Consider the following 22754-nt stretch of genomic DNA (forward strand, 5'->3'; position numbering starts at 1 on the left):
TGCTGCTGATGGTGGGTGCCGACCGTTGGTCGGCACGGGGTCGGATATCGATGTCTGACAGATGTGTCGACCAAGGTCGACACCTACCAACAGCCTGTGGCAGTAGATCCACGCCATGCGTGGATGAATTCACTCGATATCCGACAGATGTGCCGACCAACGGTCGGCACCCACCAAAGCAGAACGCCGTCCCAGTAGATCCACGCCATGCGTGGATGAATTCATTCGATATCTGACAATTGTGCCGACCAACGGTCGGCACCCACCAACAGATCGCAGGGATCTGTCAGAGGCGGGGCACTGTGGGTTTGCGGGGTGTGAGCCGCATGGATGCGGCGACCAAGCCCCCATGGATGGGTTTACGGCGTCCCCGCAAACCCACAGTGCCCCGCCATCCCACGGAATGCAGGCTTTTGACGTTGCTCTGGCTCTGGCTTCGGCAGGTGCAGGGCGCAGCCCTGCAATAGAACCCCCTACCTCAACTGGCTGTCCTTGCTGCCACGCCGGTTGTAGCCGGCATGCGCCTGCTCCTCGTCGTCCAGCGCCTGCTGGCAGGCCACGCACAGCCGTACCCCGGGCACAGCCTGGCGCCGCGCCAACGGAATCGGCGCGTCGCATTCCTCGCAGTGTTCAAGACCCGGGCCTTCGCGCAGCTGGCGCCGCGCGCGGGCAATCGCATCGTCGACGGTGGCGTCGATCTGGTCCTGGACCGCGCCGTCTCCCGCCCAACCGGTGGCCATGGCCATCCTCCGCAGGTGTGTCGCCTGATATGGGGACGATCCACCCCGCCGCAAACGATCGCGCCGGGCCGTGCCCGGCGGTCGTATCCGTTGGTTCAGCCGCGCCTTACCAGACCAGGTCGTCCGGCACCTGGAACTGGGCGTAGTAGGCGTCGTCCTCGGCGTTGCCGGTGGAAATCTCCGCGGTCGAGCCCGGCTGGCCGTGGTCGACGATGATCGCCTCCGGGGCACGCTCGCGCACCTTCTCGGCGGCGGCACGCGGCAGCAGCGCGTAGCCCTCGCCCTGGGCAACGATGACCAGCACGCCCACCGACAGCGCCTTGCGCAGCTTGGGGTCGATCAGCAGGGTGCGGATCGCTCCGCCGTCGCTGAAGCGGTATTCGTCGTCGCCCTTGTGGGGCACGGCATGGGCCGTGATGATCTGCTTCGCCTGCGCCTTCTGTTCAGCCAGCTTGGCCTGGGCGTTGCGCTCGGCGGCCAGCGCGCGGTCGCGCTCGACCTTCTCGGCGCGGGCGCGTTCAGCTTCCCGCTGGACCTCGGCCGAGGTCGATTCGGCCTTGCCCTGGCGGGCCTTGGCCTGCGCGCTCGCGGCGGCGCTGGCCTGCGACTTCTTGGCCAGGCCGGCCTTGAGCAATTGTTCCTGCAGCGCGTTGGGCTTTGCCATGGTCGTTGCGTACCGCGTGTAATCTTGGATGCCCAATTCTACCGACGCCCCGCCGCCCCTGCATGGCAGTCCTGAAGTACCTCACCGGCTATCCCGAACCCCTGGTCGCCCAGGTCAGCGAACTGCTGGCCCAGGGCAAGCTCGGCCCCTGGCTGCAGCAGCGCTACCCCGACCCGCACGAGGTGCGCAGCGACCGCCAGCTGTACGACTACACCCAGGACCTGAAGGACCGTTACCTGCGCAAATCGGTACCGCTCAACAAGGTCTGCTACGACAACACGCTGGAGGTCATCAAGCATGCGCTGGGCACCCATACCGCCATCTCCCGCGTGCATGGCAGCCGCCTCAAGGCCAGTCGCGAGATCCGCATCGCCACCGTGTTCCGCCAGGCGCCGGCGGCCTTCCTGCGCATGATCGTGGTGCATGAACTGGCCCACCTGAAGGAAGCCGACCACAACAAGGCCTTCTACCAGCTGTGCCAGCACATGGAGCCGGACTACCTGCAGCTGGAGTTCGATACCCGCCTGTACCTGACCGAGCTGGCCAACCGCAGCCAGCGCTGACCGGCCGCAGCAGCTACACTGCGCGCCCCCTGACCGACCTGCCCGCCATGGAACCGACCCGCCTCGACAAACGCCTGTCCGCCCTGCTGGGGATCCCGCGCGGCGAAGCGCGCCGCTACATCGAAGGTGGCTGGGTGACGGTCAACGGCGAGGTGGTGGAGCAGCCGCAGCGCCCGGTCGATGAGAGCGCCGTGATCGTGATGGCCGAACAGGCCGAAGACAGCAAGGCCGAGCGGGTCACCATGCTGCTGCACAAGCCGGCCGGCGTCGCCGCCGAGACGCTGTGCGCGCTGGTCAGCAGCGCCACCCGCAGCGAGCTCGATGCCAGCGACATCCGCCCGCTGCAGCGTCATTTCCACGGGCTGCAGCTGGCGGCATCGCTGCCGGCCGCCGACAGTGGCCTGGTGGTGGTCAGCCAGGACCCGGCCACCCTCGCCCACCTGCAGCGCAACCTGGGCCGCACCGAGCAGGAGTACCTGGTGGAAGTGGCCGACGGTGGCCCGGAGCGCGGCCCTTGGCTGATGGCCCGGCTGCAGCACGAATCCGGCGGCGCCAAGGTCAGCTGGCAGAACGAGCAGCGCCTGCGTTTTGCCGGCAAGGGCCTGACCGCCAAGGGCCTGCGGACGGCGGTCGGCAACGCCGGCCTGCAGGTTGCCGCGGTTCGCCGCCTGCGTATCGGCCGCGTGGCCCTGGGGCCGCTGCCGCCGACGCAGTGGCGTTACCTGGGCAGCGACGAGCGGTTCTGATTCTCGCGGTGGTGGCATCCACGCAGGGCGTGGATCTACCATCGATGGCATGAGCCCGTTCCTGCCGCCCTGGCGACGCGTGCTGCGTGTCGTCGCACTCATCATCGCCGCCCTGCTGGTGCTGGTGTTGTCCGGCCTGCTGCTGGCCGACCACCTGACGCCGCAGGCGCGGGGGCCTGTCTCGCACGTGCTGCCGCTGCAACCGGCGCAGACCGCCATCGATCGCCAGCTGGTGCCCGAACAGGACGCGCGGCCCGGGCAATCGGGCGTGGCGTTCCTCAGCGATGGCATGGATGCATTCGCCGCGCGCGCGAAGATCACCGAACAGGCCGGGCGCAGCCTGGACCTGCAGTACTACATCTGGCACGACGACCTGGTGGGCCATCTGATGGCCAAGGCGCTGTACGACGCGGCCGAACGCGGCGTGCGCGTGCGCATCCTGCTGGATGACATGAATGCCAAGGACAAGGACGCGCTGATGATGGCGCTCGATGCGCACCCCAACATCGAGATCCGCCTGTACAACCCGTTCCGCAACCGCAGCGGCATCGCGCGGACGCTGGAAATGATCCAGCGCGCCTTCAGCGTCAACCACCGCATGCACAACAAGAGCTGGATCGCCGATGGCCGCGTGGCGATCGTCGGCGGCCGCAACATCGGCGAGGAGTATTTCAGCGCGCGCAACGACGTCAACTTCCAGGACCTGGACCTGGTGGTGGCCGGGCCTGCGGTGGAACAGGCCAACCGCATCTTCGACGACTACTGGAACAGCGCGGCGGCCATTCCCATCGGCGCACTGGCCAGCTACACCGATGCGCAGCTGCGCGCCCTGCTGCGCCAGTCCGACCGCGATGCACTGCACGCCCGGGCGCAACCCTACCTGCAACGGGTCGAGGCGTCGCGCGCGCTGCGCCAGCCGGGCCCGGACCCGCTGCACTGGAGCGCGAGCGTGCGCATCCTGTCCGACCCGCCGATGAAGCATCGCGACGATGCGCGCGATGGCTGGCTGGTCAGCGCGCTGGTCGAGGAGCTGCAGTCCACCCGCCATACCGCGCTGCTGGTGTCGCCTTACTTCGTGCCCGGTCGCGATGGCCTGCAGGGCCTGTCGGCGATGGCCGCGCGCGGTGCCCAGGTGGGCGTGGTGACCAATTCGCTGGCCGCCACCGACGTGGCGGCGGTACACGGCGGCTACATGGGCTATCGGGCACCGCTGCTGAAGGCCGGCGTGCAGCTGTACGAACTGAAGGCGCACGGCGAGCCGGGCGAATCCAGCCTGTTCGGCAGCAGTGGTGCGAGCCTGCACACCAAGGCCTTCGTCATCGACGACCGCCGCGGCTTCGTCGGTTCATTCAACCTCGACCCTCGTTCGGCCTACCTCAACACCGAAATGGGCGTGCTGTTCGATGACCCGGTGCTGGGTGCGCGGCTGCGCGAGGAATACCTGCGCCTGGCCGACCCGCTGCACAGCTGGTGGCTGGCGCTCGGGCCGGACGATGACCTGCGCTGGCTGGAGCGGCAGCCACCGCCGCACTGGGTGGGCCGCGAGCCCGGCAGCACTGTGGGCGCGCGCCTGACCGCCCGCGTGATCAGCTGGTTGCCGGTGGAATCGCAGCTATAGCGCTCATGCCCCGGCCTCGCCGTGCGCGTCATGCATGGCCTCGTCGAGGGTTTCCACGTTGCGCCCGTGCAGGCGCCGCCAGATCCAGCGCAGGGCGTGCGGCGGTGCGGAGGGCAGCTGCTCCAGCAGCGCCAGCATGCGCGCCTGGGGGCCGTGGCCGTGCCGGCACAGCAGGCTGGCGGCAGCCGCCGCGCTGCCCAGGCGCAGGCTGTCGGCCAGCGGGCCCTGGGCATCGGCCGCCAGCGCCTGGTGCACCGGTTCGGGCAGGTCCCAGGCCGCGGCCACGCGCTGGGCCAGCGGCAGCGACCAGCGCTGCAGCAGGTCCAGCACCACCTCCGGTGCAACCGTCTCGCCACGTGCCTGCGCTTCCTGCAGCAGCTGGCGCATCACCAGGGCCGCGCCCAGGCCCTGCACCAGGCCCAGCCACTGCGCGGCGAAGGCATCGCCGAAGGTGACCGTGCGCGCATGGTCGGCGGCCGCGCGCGAGGCCAGCAGCGCGTGCTCCCAGATGATCGCGCTGAACTGCGGGAACACCTCGCACTGCACCTGCATGACCGGCTGCACCAGCACGGCACTGATGATCTGCCGCACGCCCTCGGTGCCGACCAGGGTCACCGCCCGCTGCAGGCTGTCCACCGGCCGTTCGTGCACTTTGTAGGCCGGGCTGTTGGCGATGCGCAGCAGGTTGCCGGTCAGCACCGGGTCCTGGCCGATGATCGCCGCCATCACCCGGGCCGAGGCTACCTCGTCGTTGACGGTCTGGATCAGCTGCGGCAACAGCTGCGGGCGCCGCGGCAGCTGCCGGGTCGCCCAGTCGCGGTCCTGCAGGGCGCGGTCCACCGCATCGGCCAGTGCCGAGGGCTGCCCTTCAGGCAGCTCGCCCACCAGGTGCGGGTACAGCGCCAGCGCATGCAGGCCGCGCTGCAGGTGGGCGGCAATCTCCGCCGGCTGCAGCGCCTCGCCCTGCAGGCTTGCCGCAGCGGCGGCCACGGCCTGCCGCGGTGCCGTGGCCAGCCGCACCGGGTCCGTGCCAGCCCGCCGGGACACCCATTCCACCAGCGTTTGCCACCAGGCCGGCCTCATCCGGGTCGGCCCTGTCGTTGCACTGCTGCTGCCACTGACTGCCCCTGCGCGTTCTTCACATCGGCCACCTGCCGTCGACGCTGCATCGGCCGCACTTTCATCTTCTTTAACCCGGACCGCTCGGATCTGCACGGCAGATGCCGGGGGAATGGACTAGAATGGCGCCGCGCGACCCGTCCCCCAGCCATGACGACGTCGCTTTTTTTGTTTTGGGACCCTACCGTTCATTGGCAGTTCGCTGCAGTTCGCCGCTGATCGCGCCATCGGAGACGCCATGCTATTCGAAACCCTCGCCACCACCGGCCACGAACAGGTTGTGTTCTGCCACAACCAGGATGCCGGCCTGAAGGCGATCATCGCCATCCACAACACCACCCTGGGCCCGGCCCTGGGCGGCGTGCGCATGCGCCCCTACGCCAGCACCGACGAGGCGCTGGCCGACGTGCTGCGGCTGAGCCGGACGATGACCTACAAGAATGCACTGGCCGGCCTCAACGTCGGTGGCGGCAAGGCCGTCATCATCGGTGATCCGAAGGTGGACAAGACCGAGGTGCTGTTCCGCGCCTTCGGCCGCTACGTCGATTCGCTGGGCGGTCGCTACATCACCGCCGAGGACGTTGGCACCGACGTCAATGACATGGAAAACATCTACCTGGAAAGCCAGTTCGTGACCGGCGTGCACCAGGTCCACGGTGGCTCGGGCGACCCCGCCCCGTTCACCGCCTATGGCGCGCTGCAGGCGCTGATGGCGTCACTGCGCTTCAAGTTCGGCCACGAGGAAGTGGGCAAGACCAGCATTGCCGTGCAGGGCCTGGGCCACATCGGCATGGAACTGGTGAAGCTGCTGCGCGACCGCGGTGCCAAGCTGTATGTGACCGACCTGGACAGCAGCCTGGTCGATCGCGCGGTCAGCGATTTCGGCGCCGAGGCGGTCAAGCCGGACGAGATCCACGAGGTCAACGCCGACGTGTTCGCACCGTGCGCGCTGGAAAGCGCCATCAACGCCGACACCCTGCCGCGCATCAAGGCCAAGATCATCTGCGGCACCGCCAACAACCAGCTCTCCAGCCTGGAGATCGGCGATGAACTGCATGCGCGCGGCATCCTCTACGCGCCGGACTATGCGGTCAATGCCGGCGGCGTGATGAACGTTTCGCTGGAGATCGACGGCTACAACCGCGAACGCGCGATGCGCCTGATCCGCAGCATCTACCACAACCTCACCCGCATCTTCGAACTGTCGCAGCGCGAGAACATCGCACCGCAGCGCGCCGCCGACCGCATCGCCGAAGCGCGCATCCTGTCGATCGGCAAGCTGAAGATGCCGCTGGGCCGCAGCACTCCGCGCCTGGGCAACCTGCGCGGCGGCTGATACGCCCGGTGACAGGAACAGGGAATGCCGGCCAGCGGCCGGCACTACCTGCATTTCCTGATCAGAAAGCGGCGCTATAGCGCAGCGCCACCTGGCGCAGATCGCCGCGCGGACCGAAGCGCTGGTCGTAGCCGAACGCCAGCCGCGTGTTGCGGCTCAACCACGATTCCACCGACACGCCGAACAGGCCACCGGAACGGGTGGGCTGCAGGCCGGCCATCGGTGCCCATGCATCGACGCCGACGAAGCTCGCGTCCGCATCCAGGCCCTGGCTGGACAGCAGCTGCTGCCACTCGGCATAACCGCGCAGCGACCAGCCACGCCATTGCCGTTCGGCACGCACGCCGGCCAGTGCCTGGCTGCGGCTGCTGATACCGCCCTGCGTGCGCAGGCCGAAGCCCAGCCCGCCCTGTTCGCTGAAACGATCGTTGTCCACGCGCGCGTAGTCGGCGCCCACGTAGGGTGTCAGCGCGGCGCGGGCCGAGCCGAAGCGGTAACCGGTCTCCACGCTGGCCATGCTGAAGCTGCCGCCATAGCGCGCATTGACGCCGTACTGGCCGGCCCCCAGCAGCAGCTGGCGGTCGATCTGGCGGGTGAACTGGCCGGCGCCGACCTGCCCCAGTGCGTAGGCGCCGCCGCTGCTCCAGCCGGCGTAGAGCTGCGCCTGCGATTGCCGGTCACGCCCGCGATCACTGCCCCAGCTGCTGTTGCTGTAGCTGCGCAGTTCGCCGAAGGCAAAGCCCAGCACGCCGTTGCCGCCCATCGCCACATCCTGGCCCATCATCCAGCCACGGGTGTCGGTGCCGCTGGCCGAGAAGCTGCCCTGGCCGGCATCGCCCAGCGCGTTCTGCCACGCACCGCCCAGCCGCGGCGCGGCCTGCACCTGGCCGAAGCGGGCTGACAACGCGCGACGGCCCAGGTCGATGCTGTCGAAGGTGGCCGCCGCGGCCAGCGCATGCGCCTTGCCCGACAGGCTGTCCAGGCTGGCCTGCAGGGCCTGGTTGCCGTCCACGCGCTGCAGCGCGGCGGCCCCGTCGGCGAAGGAGGACGAGCCGGCGCCGAGATCGAGGCGTTCGAACGCCGACTCCACGCGCAGTGCCGACGCCAGCCCCGCATCCGACGCGCGCGCCAGGCTGGCGGCCTGGGTCACGTTGATGCGGTCGGTGACCAGCACCACGTTGTCGCTGCCGTAATTCAGCGAGCTCTGCAGCAGCGTGCCCTGCGGCAGGCTGTTGCTGACCCCGTCGAACCTGCCGGTGACACCCTGGCCGGCATGCAGCACGGTCTGGGTGCGGCCATCGGCGGCCACGTAGCCGCTGATGATGCTGGCCACGTGTACGTCACCGCCCTGCAGGGTGGCCGTGCCGGTGATCTCCAGCGGGTTGGAACCCAGCGAGATGCTCAGCCGCGCGCCCGCGCGGTGCAGGTAGTTGCCCTCGATGGTGGCCGTGGTGTTGGCGTTGCGCAGGATGACGGTGGCGCCGTTGTCGACGTTGCCCTTGATCCGGCTGGTGCCGGTCATGAACTGCAGCGCGGCGGCCTCGGGAACACCGGCCTGCGGCACCACGACCACGTTGGAGGTGATCGACGCACCGTCGCGCAGCGCCAGCGTGCCCTGCTCGATGCGGGTATCGCCGGTGTAGGTATTGGTGCCCGACAGGCCCAGCGCGCCAACGCCCTGCTTGACCAGCCCGCCGCTGCCGCTGATGTCGTTGCTCCAGACCGAATCAAGGCCGGTCTGCGAGACGTTGACCGTGGCATTGCCCCAGTCGAACTTCGCCGGGCCGTTGATGGCCTTGGCGATGTTCAGCAGGCCATAGCCGAAGACGCTGTCCACGCCGGGCGCACCGAGGTCGGTGGCGGTGCCCAGCAGGGTCTGCCGCACCAGGTCGTTGCTGAAGTACGGGTATTTCTGCCACACCAGCGCCGCCGCACCGGATACCAGCGGCGCGGCGAACGAAGTGCCGTAGTTCCACAGCAGCGCGGAGCCGGTCGGGTACTCCGGATTGACGAAGATCGCCGCGCCCGGTGCGGCCAGGCAGTAGCTGGCGGCCACGCCGCAGGCATTGGCATAGCTGGCGCGCTTGCTGGGATCGGTGGAATCGACGGCGGTCACCGCCAGCCAGCCGCGCTCCAGGTCGGCCGCCGGGCGCGAGTTGCCCGGGCCCGCCTGGCTGGGCAGCGCCGCCATGTCGGACGGATCGGCCTTGGCTTCATTGCCGGTGGCAAACACCACCAGGCCGTTGTTGTTGATGATGAAGGGACGGTACTCGGCGGCGATGGGGGCGGTGGCGGCGGCGTTGGTCCAGTACAACCCGCCCCACGAGTTGTTCATGACCTTCACGCCCTGGTTGATCAGGTCCTGGTGGACCCCGGCCAGTCCAAGCGCACCATCGACCTCGTTGCCATTGCCCGTGCCATCGTCGCTGGGACGCGTGTCGGAAATGATCCGGGCCGAGACGATCTGCGCATTCGGCGCGATGCCACCGGGCCACGAACCGAACGCCTTGCCCGCCGCCAGCTCGGCAACCGCCGTACCGTGGCCGACCACGTCATCGTTGTTGAGGTTGTTGCTGCGCGGATCGACGTAGCTGTAGTTGGCCAGCACCCGTCCGCTCAGGGTGGGATGGTTGCGCTGCACGCCCGAATCGACGATGCCGATGCGCACGCCGCTGCCGTCCAGCCCCGCGCTGCGGGCCGCGTCCGCCTGGGTGATGGACAGGTGCGCGTTGATGGCCGGTTCGGCCGGCGTGGCCGGTGGCGGTGTCGTCGGCGGTGGCGTGGTGGGGGGCGTGGTCGGTGGAGGATCGACGCGCACGTTGCCGCCGCCACCTCCGCCGCCACATGCCGTCAACGCCACCACCAGTGCCGACCCCAGGATCGACCTTGCCATCGTCGTGCGTTCCATCGATTCCATCCCATGAACGTTGGCCTGCTACCGTCCCTGCAGGCATCAAGGGCTGCCCAGCGGCAGCCATCGCCGACCCTCTATACTTGGGCCGACCCCCACGCAGTCTGCCGGGAAACAGCGCTGCATCCAACAGCCGCCGTCTCCTTTCCGAACATTGCTCACGCATCAACGAGATTGCCATGTCCAACATCGTCATCGCCGCCGCCAAGCGCACCGCCATCGGCTCCTTCCTCGGCCAGTTCAACGGCGTGCCCACCCCGACCCTCGGCGCGGCTGCCATCGCCGCCGCCCTTGAGCAGTCCGGGGTTCCGGCCAGCGACGTTTCCGAAGTCCTGATGGGCTGCGTGCTGCCGGCCAACCTCGGCCAGGCGCCGGCCCGCCAGGCCGCCATCGCTGCCGGCATCCCGCTGTCGGCCGGTGCCACCACGCTGAACAAGGTGTGCGGCTCGGGCATGAAGACCATCATGCTCGGCCATGACCTGATCAAGGCCGGCTCGGCCAAGGTGGTGGTGGCCGGCGGCATGGAGTCGATGTCCAACGCCCCGCACATGCTGCCCAATTCACGCACCGGCAACCGCTTCGGCAACTTCCAGGCGGTGGACCACATGGCCCACGATGGCCTGGTCAACGCGTACGACGGCAAGGCCATGGGTGAGTTCGCCGAATGCGCGGTGGACAAGTACCAGTTCACCCGCGAGGAACAGGACGCCTACGCCATCGAATCGGTGCGCCGTGCCCAGGCCGCGCAGGCCAACGGTGCCTTCGCCGGCGAGATCGTCGCGGTGAAGGTCGCCACCCGCAAGGGTGAGGTCGAGTTCGCCACCGACGAGCAGCCGGGCCGTTCGGACATCGCCAAGATCCCGACCCTGCGCCCCGCATTCAAGAAGGACGGCAGCGTCACCGCCGCCAGCTCCTCCAGCATTTCCGACGGCGCCGCCGCCGTGGTCCTGCTGGCCGAGGAAGACGCCGCTGCGCGCGGCATCACCCCGCTGGCGCGCATCGTCGGCCATGCCACCCATTCGCAGGAGCCGGAGTGGTTCACCACCGCCCCGATCGGCGCGATCCACACCCTGCTGCAGAAGACCGGCTGGACGCTCGACCAGGTGGACCTGTTCGAGATCAACGAAGCCTTCGCCGTTGTCGCCATGGCGCCGATGCGTGAACTGGGCATCCCGCATGCGAAGATCAACGTGAATGGCGGTGCCTGCGCACTGGGCCATCCGATCGGTGCCTCCGGTGCGCGTCTGGTGGTGACCCTGGTCAACGCCTTGCGCACGCACGGCGGCAAGCGCGGCATTGCCACGCTCTGCATCGGTGGCGGCGAAGCAACGGCTATCGCCATCGAATTGATCTGAAAGGAATTAACGCTGATTTCGCAAAAATGAATGCGGGATCGCTTGACAGCCAAACGTGGCTTGTCATCATGTTGTCGGCGCGCAGTTGCGCGTTGCCTAATTCAACGACGAGGATTCACACAATGAGCATCAACAAGCTGCTGGTCGCTATGTCCCTGGCCCTGGCCCTGGCCGCCTGCTCGAAGCAGGAAGCTGCCCAGGACGCCGCTGCTTCGGCCAACGAAGCCGCCACCGAAGCCCAGGCTGCTGCCGACCAGGCCGCCGCTGCTGGCGCCCAGACCGCCGACGCTGCCCAGCAGGCCGCTGACACCGCCGCCACCGCTGCCGACGCTTCGACCGACGCTGCTGCCCAGGCTGGCGCTGCTGCCACCGACGCTGCTGCCGGCGCTGCTGCCGACGCTGCCAAGGCTGCCGAAGGCACCGCCGAGCAGGCCAAGGACGCTGCTGAAGAAGCCAAGAAGTAATAACTTCTTTCTTCACGCTGTTCTGGAAAAGCCGCTGGTTCGCCAGCGGCTTTTTCTTTGCCTGCTGCACTGCTGCACGCACCACCACCGGGCCTTCACGAAGGCATGAATAGGCTGGCGTCCCCATCCATTGCAGCACTGGAGCCCGCCATGAAGACCCGTCCGCTGACCACCACCCTGCTGGCCGCCTCCCTGCTGCTGGCACTGGCCGCCTGCAAGGGCCCCGAGGCCGAGCAGGCCAGGCAGGACGCCGCACAGGCTGCCGACAGCGCCGGCGCCGCCGCACGCGAAGCCGTGGACAAGGCCGCCGCCGCAACCCGCGACGCCGCCGACAAGACGGCCGAGGCGTCCGAGCACGCCGCCGCCGACACCCAGCAGGCGCTGGACAATGCCGCCGACGCCACCGCCAACGCTGCCGACCAGGCCAAGGCCGCCGCCACCGATGCCGCCGCCCACGCCAGCGATGCCACCGCCACGGCCGCGCAGAAGGTCGCCGACAAGGCCAGCGACGTCGCCGCCGACGCGCGCGCCAACGCCGCCAAGGAAGAAGCCAAGCACTGACGTGCCGCAACGCTCGCCGGGCATGGCCCGGCGCTACCGGGCGCTACCGCCAGCCGAGCATGGGCTCGGCTCTACAGGAAAAGCCGCGGCACTGCCGCGGCTTTTCTGCTTTCTGCTTTTCAGTCGATTCCGTGGTGGACGCGCCCGGAAACCGTCCGGGGCCGCGCGGGTGGGTTGCGCAGGGGCGTAAGCGCCATGGATGGCGCGCTCGAGCCTACAAGGACGTATTCACGGCGTCCCCTGCGCAACCCACCCGCGCGGCCCGCTCACGATGGAAACTCCCGCACGTCCACCGCGAGGGGCTCCGCCGTTGGCCACCTACTGCGGCAATGCCCGCGCCATCATCGCGCCCACATCCACCCCGCCCGGCAGCGTCCCGAACACCAACCCATGCTCGCCCTGCAGCCGGCTGCGCACGAACACCCCGGCCATCGGGCTACGCGCCCGCAGCAGCAGCGCCGCCTGCAGCAGCAGCACCGTGCGCTCGCAGAACAGCCGCGCCTGCGATTCATCCGGCGCCGGTGCCGACGCCCAGCGCTGCAGCGCGGCCGCATAACCTGTGTCGCGATCGGCCACCGCTTCCAGCTCCGCGCGCAGCGCCCGCATCGCATCCGGCTCGCGCCCCAGCGCGCGCAGCACGTCCAGGCACTGCACGTTGCCGCTGCCTTCCCAGATCGAATTCAGCGGCGCCTGCCGGTACAGCCGCGGCAGCATCGACTCTTCCACATAGCCGGCACCGCCCAGGCATTCCTGCGCCTCGTTGACGAACGCAGCCGCGCGCTTGCACACCCAGTATTTGCCCAGCGCCGTGCCCAACCGGGCCAGCGCGGCCTCCTGCGGATCGCTGCCGGCACGATCCACCGCGCGTGCGATACGCATCGCCAGCACCGTGGCCGCCTCCGATTCCAGCGCCAGGTCGGCCAGTACGTTGCCCATCAACGCGTGCTCCACCAGCGGCTTGCCGAACGTGCGCCGGTGGCGTGCATGGTGCAGGGCCTGCGCCAGCGCCATGCGCATTTCCGCGGCTGCGCCCAGCATGCAGTCCAGCCGGGTCATCATCACCATGCCGATGATGGTGGCCACGCCCCTGCCCTCCTCGCCCACGCGCCAGGCCTGCGCGCCACAGAACTCCACCTCGCTGGACGCATTGGACCAGTCACCCAGCTTGTCCTTCAGGCGCATCAGGTGGAAGGCGTTGCGATCACCATCGGCCAGCCGCCGCGGCATCAGCAGGCAGGTCAGCCCACCCGGCGCCTGCGCCAGCACCAGGAAGCCATCGGACATCGGCGCCGAGAAGAACCACTTGTGGCCGACCAGGCGGTAGCGCTCACCGTCGATGGGCTCGGCGCGCGTGCTGTTGGCGCGCACGTCCGAGCCGCCCTGTTTCTCGGTCATGCCCATGCCCAGGGTGATGCCGGCCTTGTCGGCCACCGGGACGTCGCGCGCGTCGTAGACCGGTGAGGCCGCCTTGCGCGCCCACTCGGCCAGGTGCGGCTGCGACTGCAGCACTGCCACCGCGGCGTGGGTCATGGTGAGCGGGCAGCTGGTGCCCGCTTCGGCCTGGTGGTGCAGGTAGCTCAACGCCGCCCGCGCGACGTGCGCGCCGGGCTGCGGCTCGTGCCATGACAGTCCGGCCACGCCATGCTGCTTGGCGGCGTGCATCAGCTGGTGGTACGCCGGGTGGAACTCCACCGTGTCGATGCGATGGCCCTGCGCATCGTGCGTGCGCAGCCGTGGCCGGTCACGGTTGGCATCAAAGCCCAGCTGGTAGAGCTGGTTGCCGGCCAGCGCGCCATACACGCCCAGCCGTGGCGCGAACGCGGCACCGCCTTCGCGCTGCACCGCCTCGGCCAGGGCCACGTCGTCGGTCCATAGATGGCGGCCCGCGAACGGCGGCGGCTGGTTGAGCACCACATGGGTTTCAAAGGGCGCGCTGCTGCTGAAGCTCGGTCCGTTCATCGGTTCCATCCTGCCGGCGAGAGGGCTGCGCGCCGATTGTGCAGCATCGCCCGGCAACCCCGCGTTCAGGCCGGTTCTCGCCCCGTGCACGAGCATCGCGCGACAGTGCAGGCATGGCAGTCAACGACGATCTGGTGGTGCTTCGCCCCGAAGGGCTTTACTGCGCCGCGGGCGATTTCCACATCGACCCGTGGCGGCCGGTGCCGCGCGCGGTCATCACCCACGGCCATGGCGACCACGCGCGGCCCGGCATGGGCGAGTACCACTGCAGCCCGGGCAGTGCGCCGATCCTGCGCTGGCGGCTGGGCGACGTGCCGCTGCAGGTGCACGCTGAAGGCCAGCCGTTCACCCTGGGCCAGGTGCAGGTCTCGCTGCATCCGGCCGGCCACGTGCTGGGTTCTTCGCAGGTACGCATCGACGATGGCCGCCAGGTCTGGGTCGCATCGGGTGACTACAAGCGCCAGCCCGACCCCACCTGTGCGCCGTTCGAGGTGGTGCCCTGCGATACGTTCATCACCGAAGCGACCTTCGCCCTGCCGATCTACCGCTGGCCCGATACCACCGAGGTGGCCGCCGAGATCGTGGCGTGGCGCCGCGAATGCGGGCAACGCGGGGAAGCCGCCGTGCTGCTCTGCTATTCGCTGGGCAAGGCGCAGCGGGTGCTGGGCGAACTGCTCGCGCTGGATGACACGCCCGCCTGGCTGCATGGTGCGGTTGCCAATGGCGTGGCGGTGTACCGCGAGGCGGGCATCCCCATGCTGGAAACGCTGACGGTGGCCGAGCAGGGCCGCCAGCCGGATGCGGCCGGCAAACTGATCATCGCCCCGCCGTCGGCCGCCGGCACGCCCTGGCTGCGCCGGTTCGGCCGCCACCAGCTCGGTTTCGCCTCAGGCTGGATGCAGCTGCGCGGCAACCGCCGGCGGCGCAACGTCGATCGCGGTTTCGTGGTGTCCGACCACGCCGACTGGCCCGCCCTGCTGCAGACCATTGAACAGACCGGCGCGACCCGGGTGATCGCCACCCATGGCAACACCGATGCGCTGATTCCCTTCCTGCGCGAACGCGGCGTGGCCGCCGAGGCCTTCCGTACCGATTTCGGGAGCGAGGAATGAAGGCCTTCGCCGCGCTCTACCAGCGGCTGGACCGCAGCACGGCCACGCTGGACAAGCGTGCGGCGCTGGTCGACTACTTCGCCCACGCCAACGCGCACGATGCGGCCTGGGCGCTGTACCTGCTCAGCGGCGGCAAGGTCGGTGGCGCACGCAGGAAGATCGCCGCCAGTGGCGAACTGCGCGCGTGGGTGAGCGGGGAATCGGGGCTGCCGCCATGGCTGGTGGAGGACAGCTACGCGCAGGTGGGCGACCTCGCCGAAACACTGACCCTGCTGCTGGATGATCCCGCGCAGCGCGCCCCCGACCGCCCGCTGGCCGACTGGATCGAACAGCATCTGCTGGCCGTGGCCAACCAGCCCGAGGAGGTGCGTCGCGCCGCCGTGGTGGCCGGCTGGCGGCAGCTGCCCGCCCGCGAGCGCCTGGTGTTCAACAAGCTGCTGACCGGCGCGCTGCGCGTGGGCGTATCGCAGCGGCTGGTGCAGCAGGCCCTGGCCGAATGGTCGGGGCTGGACATCGCCCGCATCGCCCAGCGCATGCTCGGTGAGTGGGTGCCCTCGCCCGGCCTGCTGGCGCAGCTGCTGTCGCCGGAGGCGTTGCCGCGGGACCGCCAGCAGCCCTATCCGTTCTTCCTGGCGTCACCGCTGGAAGGCGAACCGGGCGAACGCCTGGGCGCGATCGAGGACTGGCTGCTGGAATGGAAGTGGGATGGCATCCGCCTGCAACTGCTGCGCCGCCAGGGCGAAGTGGCGCTGTGGTCGCGCGGCGAGGAGCGGCTGGATGGGCGCTTCCCCGAGATCGAACAGGCTGCAGCGGCGCTCCCCGATGGCTGCGTGATCGATGGCGAATTGCTGGCGTGGGATGAGGCCGACGATGCGCCGCGCGCATTCACCGCGCTGCAGACGCGCATCCAGCGGCGCAAGCCCGGTGCGGCAACGCTGCGCAACACGCCGGTGCGCGTGCTCGCCTACGACCTGCTGGAACGCGATGGCCAGGATCTGCGCGAACAGCCGCTGCGGCAGCGGCGCGCACAGTTGGCCGAACTGATCGGTGCACTCGGCGATGCACGCATCCAGCTGTCGCCCGACGTGCACGCCGACGGCTGGACGCACGCCGCGCAGCTGCGCGAAGCATCGCGCGAACGCGGTGTCGAAGGGCTGATGCTCAAGCGCCGGGATTCGATCTACCAGGCCGGGCGCCGCCGCGGCGACTGGTGGAAGTGGAAGGTCGAACCGCTGACCATCGATGCCGTGCTGCTGTACGCGCAGGCCGGCCACGGGCGGCGCAGCACGCTGTATACCGATTACACCTTCGGCGTCTGGGACGGCGACACCCTGGTGCCGGTGGCCAAGGCTTACTCCGGGCTGGACGACAAGGAGATCCTGGCGCTGGACCGCTGGATCCGCGCCAATACCCGCGAACGCTTCGGCCCGGTGCGCAGCGTGCGCGGCGAGCAGGTGTTCGAGCTTGGCTTCGAGGCGGTCAACCGCAGCACGCGGCACAAGTCCGGCATTGCCGTGCGCTTCCCGCGCATCCTGCGCTGGCGCCACGACAAGCCGGCCAGCGAAGCCGACCAGCTGGCGACCCTGCAGGCACTGGCGCGATGAAGCGTGGTGACGCGCTGCAGCGGCTGCAGGCCTGGTTCGAACACCGTGGCTGGAAGCCGCTGCCGTTCCAGCGCGCGATGTGGCGCCATTACCTGGCGGGCAGCTCGGGCCTGCTGCACACCCCCACCGGCAGCGGCAAGACCCTGGCGATGTTCGGTGGCCCGCTGCTGCAGGCCATGATCGATCCGCCGCCTGCGCCGCCGCGGGCAAACGCCGTGCGCCCGCTGCAGGTGCTGTGGGTGACGCCGCTGCGGGCGCTGGCCAGCGACACCGCCCGCGCCCTGCAGGCGCCCATCGAGGGCCTCGGGCTGGGCTGGAAGGTCGGCCTGCGCAGTGGCGATGCCAGCAGCCGCGACCGCCGCCTCGCCCGCGAAGGCCGCATCGACGTGCTGGTCACCACGCCCGAATCGCTGGCCCTGCTGCTCAGTTACCCCGACACCCTGGAACGCATGCGCCAGCTGCGCTGCGTGGTGGTGGACGAGTGGCACGAGCTGATGGGCAACAAGCGCGGCGTGCTGCTGCAGTTGAACCTCGCGCTGCTGCGCGAGACCGCGCCGGCACTGCAGCTGTGGGGCCTGTCGGCAACGCTGGGCAACCTGCAGCAGGCGCGCGATGTGCTGCTGCCGGGGATGCCCGACGCGGTGCAGGTGGAAGGTGCACGGCAGCGACCGGTGGCGATCAGCAGCCTGCTGCCTTCCAGCGGCGAACGCTTCCCGTGGGCCGGGCACCTCGGCCTGGGCCAGTTGTCGCGCGTGCTCGATGCGCTGATGAGCGCGCGCAGCAGCCTGCTGTTCACCAACACCCGCGCGCAGGCCGAACTGTGGCACCAGGCACTTGCCGCGGTCTGGCCGGAAGATGCGCAGACGCTGGCCCTGCACCACGGCTCGCTCGATCCCACCCTGCGCCAGCAGGTGGAAGACGGCCTGCGTGCCGGCACCCTGCGCTGCGTGGTGGCCACGTCCAGCCTGGACCTGGGCGTGGATTTCCCCGAAGTGGACCAGGTGCTGCAGCTGGGCAGCCCCAAGGGCGTGGCCCGCCTGCGCCAGCGCGCAGGACGCGCACGGCATCGGCCCGGCGCGAGTGGCAGCGTGCTGTGCGTGCCCACCCACGCGCTGGAGCTGGCCGAATACGCAGCCGTGCGCCGGGCGCTGCGCGAGGGCATCACCGAACCGCGCACGCCGCCCAGGCTGTCGCTGGATGTGCTGGCCCAGCACGCGGTCAGCCGCGCACTGGCGGGCGGCTTCCAGGCCGATGCCCTGCTCGCGCAGGTGCGCCGCACGGATGCCTTCGCCGCGCTGCAGGACACGCAGTGGCAGGCCGTGCTCGAGTTCATCGTGCAGGGCGGGCGCGCCCTCGCGCAGTACCCCGAGTACCGCAAGGTGGTGCTGGACGACGATGGCCGGTACCGCATGCATGATCGCCGCCAGGCGCTGCGCCACCGCCTGTCGATCGGCATCATCAGCAGCGATGGCAGTGTGCGCGTGCAGTTCCTGCGTGGCGGCGGGCTCGGCGCGGTGGAAGAGCAGTTCGCCAGCCGCCTGCGCCGCGGCGACCGCTTCCAGTTTGCCGGCCGCCTGCTGGAGCTGGTTCAGCTGCGCGACATGACCGCGTACGTGCGCCTGGCGCGTGGCAGCGGCAGTGGCGTGGTGCCGCGCTGGCAGGGTGGCCAGCTGCCACTGTCGATGGCGCTGGGGCGCGAGCTGGAGGCAGTGTTGTCCGGTGCCGACAACAGCGCCGAGGCGCGCTGGCTGGCGCCGCTGTTTGGCCTGCAGGATGACCTGTCGGAACGACCCGCGCCGTCGCGGCTGCTGCTGGAAGATGTGCGCCGTCGCGAAGGCCAGTTCCTGTTCGTTTATCCCTTCGCCGGTCGCCACGTGCACGAGGCGCTGGCGGCGTTGCTGTCGCTGCGCTGCACGCGCCGGCAACGCAACAGCATCGGCTATGCCGTCAACGACCATGGCCTGGTGCTGGCACCGGCGGAGACCATCGACCTCGATGCAGCGGCATGGCAGGCGCTGTTCGATCCGGCCGACCTGCTCGACGATCTGCGCGCAGCAGTCAACCTGGGCGAGCTGGCACGACGGCAGTTCCGCGGCATCGCGCGCGTGGCCGGCCTGCTGGTGCCGAGCCTGCCCGGCGGCGTGCCGCGTTCACTGCGCCAGCTGCAGGCCTCGGCGGGCCTGCTCTACGACGTGCTGCGCGAACATGACCCCGGCCACCTGCTGCTGGCCCAGGCCGAACAGGAAGTCCTCACCGATGCACTCGACCTGCCCGGCCTGCAGCAGGCGTTGCAGCGCATCGCCACGCAGGCGGTGTCACTGCAGCGGCCGCCCACGCTGACGCCGCTGGGCTTCCCGCTGTGGGCCGAGCGCCTGCGCGGGCAGTTCAGCAACGAGGACTGGCGCACGCGCGTGCAGCGCGCGGCACAGCAGCTGGAACGCCGCCATGGCCGCTGAACTGCCGGTGCAGCTGGGCGGTGAGCCGATGTGCCTGCTCGGCCCGCGCGCGTTGTGGTGGCCGGCACGGCAGGCGTTGCTGATCGCCGACCTGCACCTGGGCAAGGCCGACGTGTTCCGGCGCGCCGGCATTGCCCTGCCCAGCGGCGGCACCGAAGACGACCTGCAGCGCCTGCAGGCGCTGGTACAGCAGCAGGCGTGCCGCGAACTGTGGATCCTCGGCGACATCCTGCACGGGCCGGCGCACCGCGCGGCATGGCATCGGCAATGGCTGGGCTGGCGCGAGCAGCACGCCGCGCTGGACGTACACGTAGTGCGCGGCAACCATGACCGCCAACTGCCACACGCGGCGCTGCAGGTGCAGATCCACGATGACCTGCGGCTGGGACCGTTCCTGCTCTGTCACGAGCCGCGGCTGGATGCGCAGGCCCACGTGATTGCCGGCCACGTGCATCCACAGGTGGCCCTGCCCGCGCTGCGGCGGCGCTTTCCTGCCTTCTGGCTGCGGCAGGCACAGACGGTGCTGCCGGCGTTCTCGGCATTCACCGCTGGCGTGGTGCCAGCGCGACGACGCGGCGAACAGTGGATCGCCTGCGTGGAAGACCAACTGGTCCCGCTGCCCGTGCGTTGAGGACGGGCGGGTGCAACGGCGCTCCGGTCAGGCCGGTCGCGCGAGCAGTTCCGGCATCACCCGGAAATCGGCGCTGCGCTCGGTGCTGCGGCGTGGCAAGGCCTGGATGGCGACCAGCATTTCCCGCGCGCAGGTACGGATGCGCGCGTGGTGCGCCGGTGCCGAATGGCTGATCAGGCTGCCCACATGGAACTCGAACACATCTTCCAGGACGTCGGGCTGGTCCTCGTGCAGCATCTGCAGCAGGCCCCTCAGCTTGCAGATTTCCGATTCCAGCTCATCGACCGCGAACAACATGGCATCCTCCTCGAATACTGCGGCGCATCCGGGCCGCAACAGGCCGCGACGGCGGTGCCGCCCGGCCACGCGCGATGTTCGATCACGGAAAGGAAAACGGGCGACGCGCCAATGGCGTGCTCCCCTCTTCTCGCATATCCGGGGTGAGGTGTTCGTTAATTGTCGTGACGGCGCGGTTCACGCACGCAGCGGAATCGCGCCCACCGGCGGGCTCGCCGGCGCCTGTGAAAGTGCCTCGATGAAGGCCGGATCCAGCGCCATCGCACCGAACCAGCCGTGCTGGGTGCCGCTGAGCACGCGCAGCATGTGGCCACGGCCGCCGGGCATGCGCCCCATCGGCCCGAGCAGCACATCGCGCGCCTTGGCCCATACATCGCGCTCGGACTGGAACAACGGCGTCAGCCAGCGGCTCCAGCGCTGGTAGACCGCCACGTGCGCGCGGCGCTGCGCCTGGTAGGCCTGCAGCGCGAATGCGCCGCCACCGTGCGTGCGCAGCGCATCGCGCAGGGCCAGCGCATCCAGCAGCGCCATGTTCACGCCCTGCCCCAGCTGCGGGCTCATGGCATGCGCTGCATCGCCGGCCAGCACCAGCCGGTCCTGGTGCCAGCGCTTCATCACCGCATCGCGGTAGACCGCGCGCGCCAGCTGGCCCGCCTCCTGCAGGTGGGCGAAGCGCGCACTGGCCTGCGGCCACAGCGCATGCAGTTCCTCCAGCCATGGGGCCATGCCATCGGCCTGCCAGCGCTCGAAGTCAGCACGCGGCAGGCTCCAGAAGAAACTCAGGCGCGGCGTGCCGTCACCCGGGCGGGTGCCAACCGGCAGCAGGCCGATCATTTTGCGCGCGGCCACGTAGCGCTGGCGAAGCTCGTTCGCATGCGGCCAGTCTTCTGCGGGCAACAGGCACCACAGCGCGCCCCACGGGTAGACCCGGTCCAGGCCGATGCCTTCCTCGACGCCGCCGCGCAGCGTGGACGCAGCACCATCGGCGGCCACCACCAGGTCGAACGGCCCGTGCTGGCGCCCCTCGCTGTCACGCAGCCGCCCCTGCACGGCATCCACCGAAACAATGGTGGTGCCGACATGCAGCTGGCCTTCGCCGGCGCGGGCCTGGTCCAGCAGCGCGAACAGCGCCCCGCGCTGCATGCCCAGGCCATGCAGGCGCGCATCCAGCCCGGCATAGCCCATGTCCATCACCGCGCGCTCGCACGGCGTATCGCCATACAGCCGGTGCACCGGTGCCGCATGCGCGCGCACCTCGTCCAGCAGGCCCATCTGCCACAGCACCTGCAGCCCGCTGGGTTGCAGCAGGAAGCCGGCCCCCACCGGGCCGGGCGTCGGCACCCGTTCGAAGATCTCCACCTCGTGGCCATCACGGGTGAGCAGGATGGCCAATGCCTGGCCGGCGGTGCCGTAGCCGATCACGGCGATGCGCAGTCGTTCCGTCATGCCCGCATTGTGCCCGCCAGCCGATGCCGTGCGCAAAAAAAAACCCCGCCGTAGCGGGGTTTTCAACGCACTGTCGAGTGGATCACTCGGCCGGCGTGATGTTCGAAGCCTGCGCACCCTTCGGGCCCTGGGTCACGTCATAGGTGACACGCTGGCCTTCCTGCAGGCTGCGGAAGCCCTTGGAGTTGATGGCGGAGAAGTGCGCGAACACGTCGGCGCTGCCATCCTCCGGCGAGATGAAGCCAAATCCCTTGGCGTCGTTGAACCACTTGACGGTACCGTTCGGCATGTTAATGCGAGACCTTTGCAATGAATGGGTGGTGTACGCTGAACCCGCGTACCGGCTGAGTATGCAAAGCTTGCCCGAGGATGACAATCACCCCCGCGCCAATTCGCCGACCAGTTCCGGAAGTCCGTTGCTGGCGGCCTGCACGTTGGCCAGCACTTCGGCCATGGTGATCTCCTCGCCGTCGCCACAGCCTGCGGCCCAGTTCGCCACGATCGCCAGGCAGGCGTAATCCAGCCCCAGCTCCCGTGCCAGCGCGGCTTCCGGCATGCCGGTCATGCCCACCAGGTCGCAGCCGTCGCGGCGCATGCGGGCGATTTCGGCGATGGTTTCCAGCCGCGGGCCCTGGGTGGCGCCATAGCAGCCGCCGTCGTGCACCTTCACGCCGGTCACCTTCGCCGCCGCCAGGATCTTGCTGCGCAGCATCGGCGTGTAGGGGTGGCCGAAGTCCACGTGCACCACGTCGGTGCCCTCTTCCTCGCAGAGGGTGCTGATCCGGCCCCAGGTGTAGTCGATGATCTGGTCCGGGCAGGCCAGCACGCGCGGGCCGAAATCGTCACCGATGCCGCCGACCGTGTTCAGCGCCAGCACCCGCTGCGCACCGATCTGCTGCAGCGCGGCCAGGTTGGCGCGGTAGTTGATCTTGTGCGGCGGCAGCGAATGGCCCTCGCCATGGCGCGCCAGGAAGGCCACGCGGTTGCCCAGCAGCGTGCCCACGCGCACCGGGCCGGACGGGCGGCCGAAACGGGTTTCGACCTCGTGCGTCTGCACGTCGTCGAGCTTGGCCAGGTTGTAGACACCGGTGCCGCCAATCACGGCCAGGGCGATCTGTTGCATGCAATGCACTCCAGGAAAAGACAAACGCCGGCACCCGAAGATGCCGGCG

Annotated in this window: 20 protein-coding genes; 11 read left to right on the forward strand and 9 right to left on the reverse strand. The window is 69.6% G+C overall.

From position 1 onward, the window contains the following. Positions 1-473: 473 nt before the first annotated feature. Both AC3WL7_RS09605 and AC3WL7_RS09610 read right to left on the reverse strand, forming a co-directional pair. Complete coding sequence (locus AC3WL7_RS09605) at positions 474-740, reverse strand: DksA/TraR family C4-type zinc finger protein (RefSeq protein ID WP_079225322.1); 267 nt, start codon at positions 738-740, stop codon at positions 474-476. 106 nt (positions 741-846) lie between these two features. Then, positions 847-1404, reverse strand: a complete 558-nt coding sequence (locus tag AC3WL7_RS09610) for a DUF2058 domain-containing protein (RefSeq protein WP_079222722.1) — start codon at positions 1402-1404, stop codon at positions 847-849. 62 nt (positions 1405-1466) lie between these two features. Here AC3WL7_RS09610 and AC3WL7_RS09615 point away from each other — a divergent pair, with 62 nt between their 5' ends. From AC3WL7_RS09615 to AC3WL7_RS09625, 3 genes are read left to right on the forward strand one after another with little or no spacing between them, the layout of a single operon-like run. Beyond that, on the forward strand, positions 1467-1967 hold the full coding sequence (locus tag AC3WL7_RS09615; RefSeq protein ID WP_079222723.1) for a M48 metallopeptidase family protein: 501 nt from the start codon (positions 1467-1469) through the stop codon (positions 1965-1967). 47 nt (positions 1968-2014) lie between these two features. Next, positions 2015-2713, forward strand: a complete 699-nt coding sequence (locus tag AC3WL7_RS09620) for an RNA pseudouridine synthase (protein ID WP_492750122.1) — start codon at positions 2015-2017, stop codon at positions 2711-2713. A gap of 49 nt (positions 2714-2762) precedes the next feature. Continuing rightward, positions 2763-4331: a phospholipase D family protein gene (locus AC3WL7_RS09625; protein ID WP_492750123.1), complete on the forward strand. Its 1569-nt coding sequence runs from the start codon at positions 2763-2765 to the stop codon at positions 4329-4331. A gap of 3 nt (positions 4332-4334) precedes the next feature. Here the strand turns inward: AC3WL7_RS09625 and AC3WL7_RS09630 are convergent, their stop codons facing one another. Continuing rightward, positions 4335-5414 carry an HDOD domain-containing protein gene (locus tag AC3WL7_RS09630; protein WP_200733894.1) on the reverse strand — a complete coding sequence of 360 codons (1080 nt, stop codon included), beginning with the start codon at positions 5412-5414 and terminating at the stop codon, positions 4335-4337. Positions 5415-5688: 274 nt separating this feature from the next. Between AC3WL7_RS09630 and AC3WL7_RS09635 the strand changes: the two genes are divergently transcribed. Continuing rightward, on the forward strand, positions 5689-6786 hold the full coding sequence (locus tag AC3WL7_RS09635) for a Glu/Leu/Phe/Val dehydrogenase dimerization domain-containing protein (protein WP_079222727.1): 1098 nt from the start codon (positions 5689-5691) through the stop codon (positions 6784-6786). A 61-nt stretch (positions 6787-6847) separates the two neighbouring features. On the opposite strand, the gene AC3WL7_RS09640 is transcribed toward AC3WL7_RS09635, so the two are convergent. After that, complete coding sequence (locus tag AC3WL7_RS09640; protein ID WP_492750124.1) at positions 6848-9694, reverse strand: S8 family serine peptidase; 2847 nt, start codon at positions 9692-9694, stop codon at positions 6848-6850. A 182-nt stretch (positions 9695-9876) separates the two neighbouring features. Here AC3WL7_RS09640 and AC3WL7_RS09645 point away from each other — a divergent pair, with 182 nt between their 5' ends. The 3 genes from AC3WL7_RS09645 (at position 9877) to AC3WL7_RS09655 (ending at position 12077) form a co-directional block, all read left to right on the forward strand. Further along, positions 9877-11052 carry a thiolase family protein gene (locus AC3WL7_RS09645; protein WP_200733896.1) on the forward strand — a complete coding sequence of 392 codons (1176 nt, stop codon included), beginning with the start codon at positions 9877-9879 and terminating at the stop codon, positions 11050-11052. Positions 11053-11174: 122 nt separating this feature from the next. Continuing rightward, on the forward strand, positions 11175-11516 hold the full coding sequence (locus tag AC3WL7_RS09650) for a hypothetical protein (protein WP_079222730.1): 342 nt from the start codon (positions 11175-11177) through the stop codon (positions 11514-11516). A 150-nt stretch (positions 11517-11666) separates the two neighbouring features. Continuing rightward, positions 11667-12077 carry a hypothetical protein gene (locus tag AC3WL7_RS09655; RefSeq protein ID WP_079222731.1) on the forward strand — a complete coding sequence of 137 codons (411 nt, stop codon included), beginning with the start codon at positions 11667-11669 and terminating at the stop codon, positions 12075-12077. 318 nt (positions 12078-12395) lie between these two features. On the opposite strand, the gene AC3WL7_RS09660 is transcribed toward AC3WL7_RS09655, so the two are convergent. After that, complete coding sequence (locus AC3WL7_RS09660) at positions 12396-14036, reverse strand: acyl-CoA dehydrogenase family protein (protein ID WP_079222732.1); 1641 nt, start codon at positions 14034-14036, stop codon at positions 12396-12398. 113 nt (positions 14037-14149) lie between these two features. Between AC3WL7_RS09660 and AC3WL7_RS09665 the strand changes: the two genes are divergently transcribed. Genes AC3WL7_RS09665 through pdeM form a run of 4 tightly spaced genes read left to right on the forward strand, consistent with a single transcriptional unit; the run spans position 14150 to position 19839 of the window. Continuing rightward, a complete protein-coding gene (locus AC3WL7_RS09665; RefSeq protein WP_079222733.1) occupies positions 14150-15148 on the forward strand; it encodes a ligase-associated DNA damage response exonuclease in 999 nt (332 codons plus the stop codon). Beyond that, on the forward strand, positions 15145-16752 hold the full coding sequence (locus AC3WL7_RS09670) for an ATP-dependent DNA ligase (RefSeq protein ID WP_492750125.1): 1608 nt from the start codon (positions 15145-15147) through the stop codon (positions 16750-16752). The genes AC3WL7_RS09665 and AC3WL7_RS09670 overlap by 4 nt, the downstream gene beginning before the upstream one ends. After that, entirely contained in the window at positions 16749-19208 is a 2460-nt protein-coding gene (locus AC3WL7_RS09675; protein WP_492750126.1) for a ligase-associated DNA damage response DEXH box helicase, read from the forward strand. The genes AC3WL7_RS09670 and AC3WL7_RS09675 overlap by 4 nt, the downstream gene beginning before the upstream one ends. Further along, on the forward strand, positions 19198-19839 hold the full coding sequence (pdeM, locus tag AC3WL7_RS09680; RefSeq protein WP_492750128.1) for a ligase-associated DNA damage response endonuclease PdeM: 642 nt from the start codon (positions 19198-19200) through the stop codon (positions 19837-19839). The genes AC3WL7_RS09675 and pdeM overlap by 11 nt, the downstream gene beginning before the upstream one ends. A gap of 27 nt (positions 19840-19866) precedes the next feature. Here pdeM and AC3WL7_RS09685 read toward each other — a convergent pair whose 3' ends face one another. The 4 genes from AC3WL7_RS09685 to AC3WL7_RS09700 form a co-directional block, all read right to left on the reverse strand. After that, a complete protein-coding gene (locus AC3WL7_RS09685; RefSeq protein ID WP_200733903.1) occupies positions 19867-20136 on the reverse strand; it encodes a hypothetical protein in 270 nt (89 codons plus the stop codon). A gap of 177 nt (positions 20137-20313) precedes the next feature. After that, positions 20314-21582, reverse strand: coding sequence for an FAD-dependent oxidoreductase (locus AC3WL7_RS09690; RefSeq protein WP_492750129.1), 1269 nt, complete (start codon positions 21580-21582; stop codon positions 20314-20316). An 82-nt stretch (positions 21583-21664) separates the two neighbouring features. After that, positions 21665-21871, reverse strand: coding sequence for a cold-shock protein (locus AC3WL7_RS09695; RefSeq protein ID WP_005410590.1), 207 nt, complete (start codon positions 21869-21871; stop codon positions 21665-21667). An 87-nt stretch (positions 21872-21958) separates the two neighbouring features. Further along, entirely contained in the window at positions 21959-22705 is a 747-nt protein-coding gene (locus tag AC3WL7_RS09700) for an S-methyl-5'-thioinosine phosphorylase (protein WP_492750133.1), read from the reverse strand. Positions 22706-22754: the final 49 nt, after the last annotated feature.

The organism is Stenotrophomonas sp. FW305-3-2-15-E-LB1 (assembly GCF_058787375.1).

Coding starts and splice junctions, on each gene's coding strand:
- AC3WL7_RS09635 (WP_079222727.1), top strand. CDS start 5,689: ATGCTATTCGAAACCCTCGCCACCACCGGCCACGAACAGGTTGTGTTC.
- AC3WL7_RS09630 (WP_200733894.1), bottom strand. CDS start 5,414: ATGAGGCCGGCCTGGTGGCAAACGCTGGTGGAATGGGTGTCCCGGCGG.
- AC3WL7_RS09700 (WP_492750133.1), bottom strand. CDS start 22,705: ATGCAACAGATCGCCCTGGCCGTGATTGGCGGCACCGGTGTCTACAAC.
- AC3WL7_RS09670 (WP_492750125.1), top strand. CDS start 15,145: ATGAAGGCCTTCGCCGCGCTCTACCAGCGGCTGGACCGCAGCACGGCC.
- AC3WL7_RS09615 (WP_079222723.1), top strand. CDS start 1,467: ATGGCAGTCCTGAAGTACCTCACCGGCTATCCCGAACCCCTGGTCGCC.
- AC3WL7_RS09665 (WP_079222733.1), top strand. CDS start 14,150: ATGGCAGTCAACGACGATCTGGTGGTGCTTCGCCCCGAAGGGCTTTAC.
- AC3WL7_RS09685 (WP_200733903.1), bottom strand. CDS start 20,136: ATGTTGTTCGCGGTCGATGAGCTGGAATCGGAAATCTGCAAGCTGAGG.
- AC3WL7_RS09675 (WP_492750126.1), top strand. CDS start 16,749: ATGAAGCGTGGTGACGCGCTGCAGCGGCTGCAGGCCTGGTTCGAACAC.
- AC3WL7_RS09625 (WP_492750123.1), top strand. CDS start 2,763: ATGAGCCCGTTCCTGCCGCCCTGGCGACGCGTGCTGCGTGTCGTCGCA.
- AC3WL7_RS09605 (WP_079225322.1), bottom strand. CDS start 740: ATGGCCACCGGTTGGGCGGGAGACGGCGCGGTCCAGGACCAGATCGAC.
- AC3WL7_RS09655 (WP_079222731.1), top strand. CDS start 11,667: ATGAAGACCCGTCCGCTGACCACCACCCTGCTGGCCGCCTCCCTGCTG.
- AC3WL7_RS09690 (WP_492750129.1), bottom strand. CDS start 21,582: ATGACGGAACGACTGCGCATCGCCGTGATCGGCTACGGCACCGCCGGC.
- AC3WL7_RS09610 (WP_079222722.1), bottom strand. CDS start 1,404: ATGGCAAAGCCCAACGCGCTGCAGGAACAATTGCTCAAGGCCGGCCTG.
- AC3WL7_RS09645 (WP_200733896.1), top strand. CDS start 9,877: ATGTCCAACATCGTCATCGCCGCCGCCAAGCGCACCGCCATCGGCTCC.
- AC3WL7_RS09650 (WP_079222730.1), top strand. CDS start 11,175: ATGAGCATCAACAAGCTGCTGGTCGCTATGTCCCTGGCCCTGGCCCTG.
- AC3WL7_RS09660 (WP_079222732.1), bottom strand. CDS start 14,036: ATGAACGGACCGAGCTTCAGCAGCAGCGCGCCCTTTGAAACCCATGTG.
- pdeM (WP_492750128.1), top strand. CDS start 19,198: ATGGCCGCTGAACTGCCGGTGCAGCTGGGCGGTGAGCCGATGTGCCTG.
- AC3WL7_RS09695 (WP_005410590.1), bottom strand. CDS start 21,871: ATGCCGAACGGTACCGTCAAGTGGTTCAACGACGCCAAGGGATTTGGC.
- AC3WL7_RS09620 (WP_492750122.1), top strand. CDS start 2,015: ATGGAACCGACCCGCCTCGACAAACGCCTGTCCGCCCTGCTGGGGATC.
- AC3WL7_RS09640 (WP_492750124.1), bottom strand. CDS start 9,694: ATGGAACGCACGACGATGGCAAGGTCGATCCTGGGGTCGGCACTGGTG.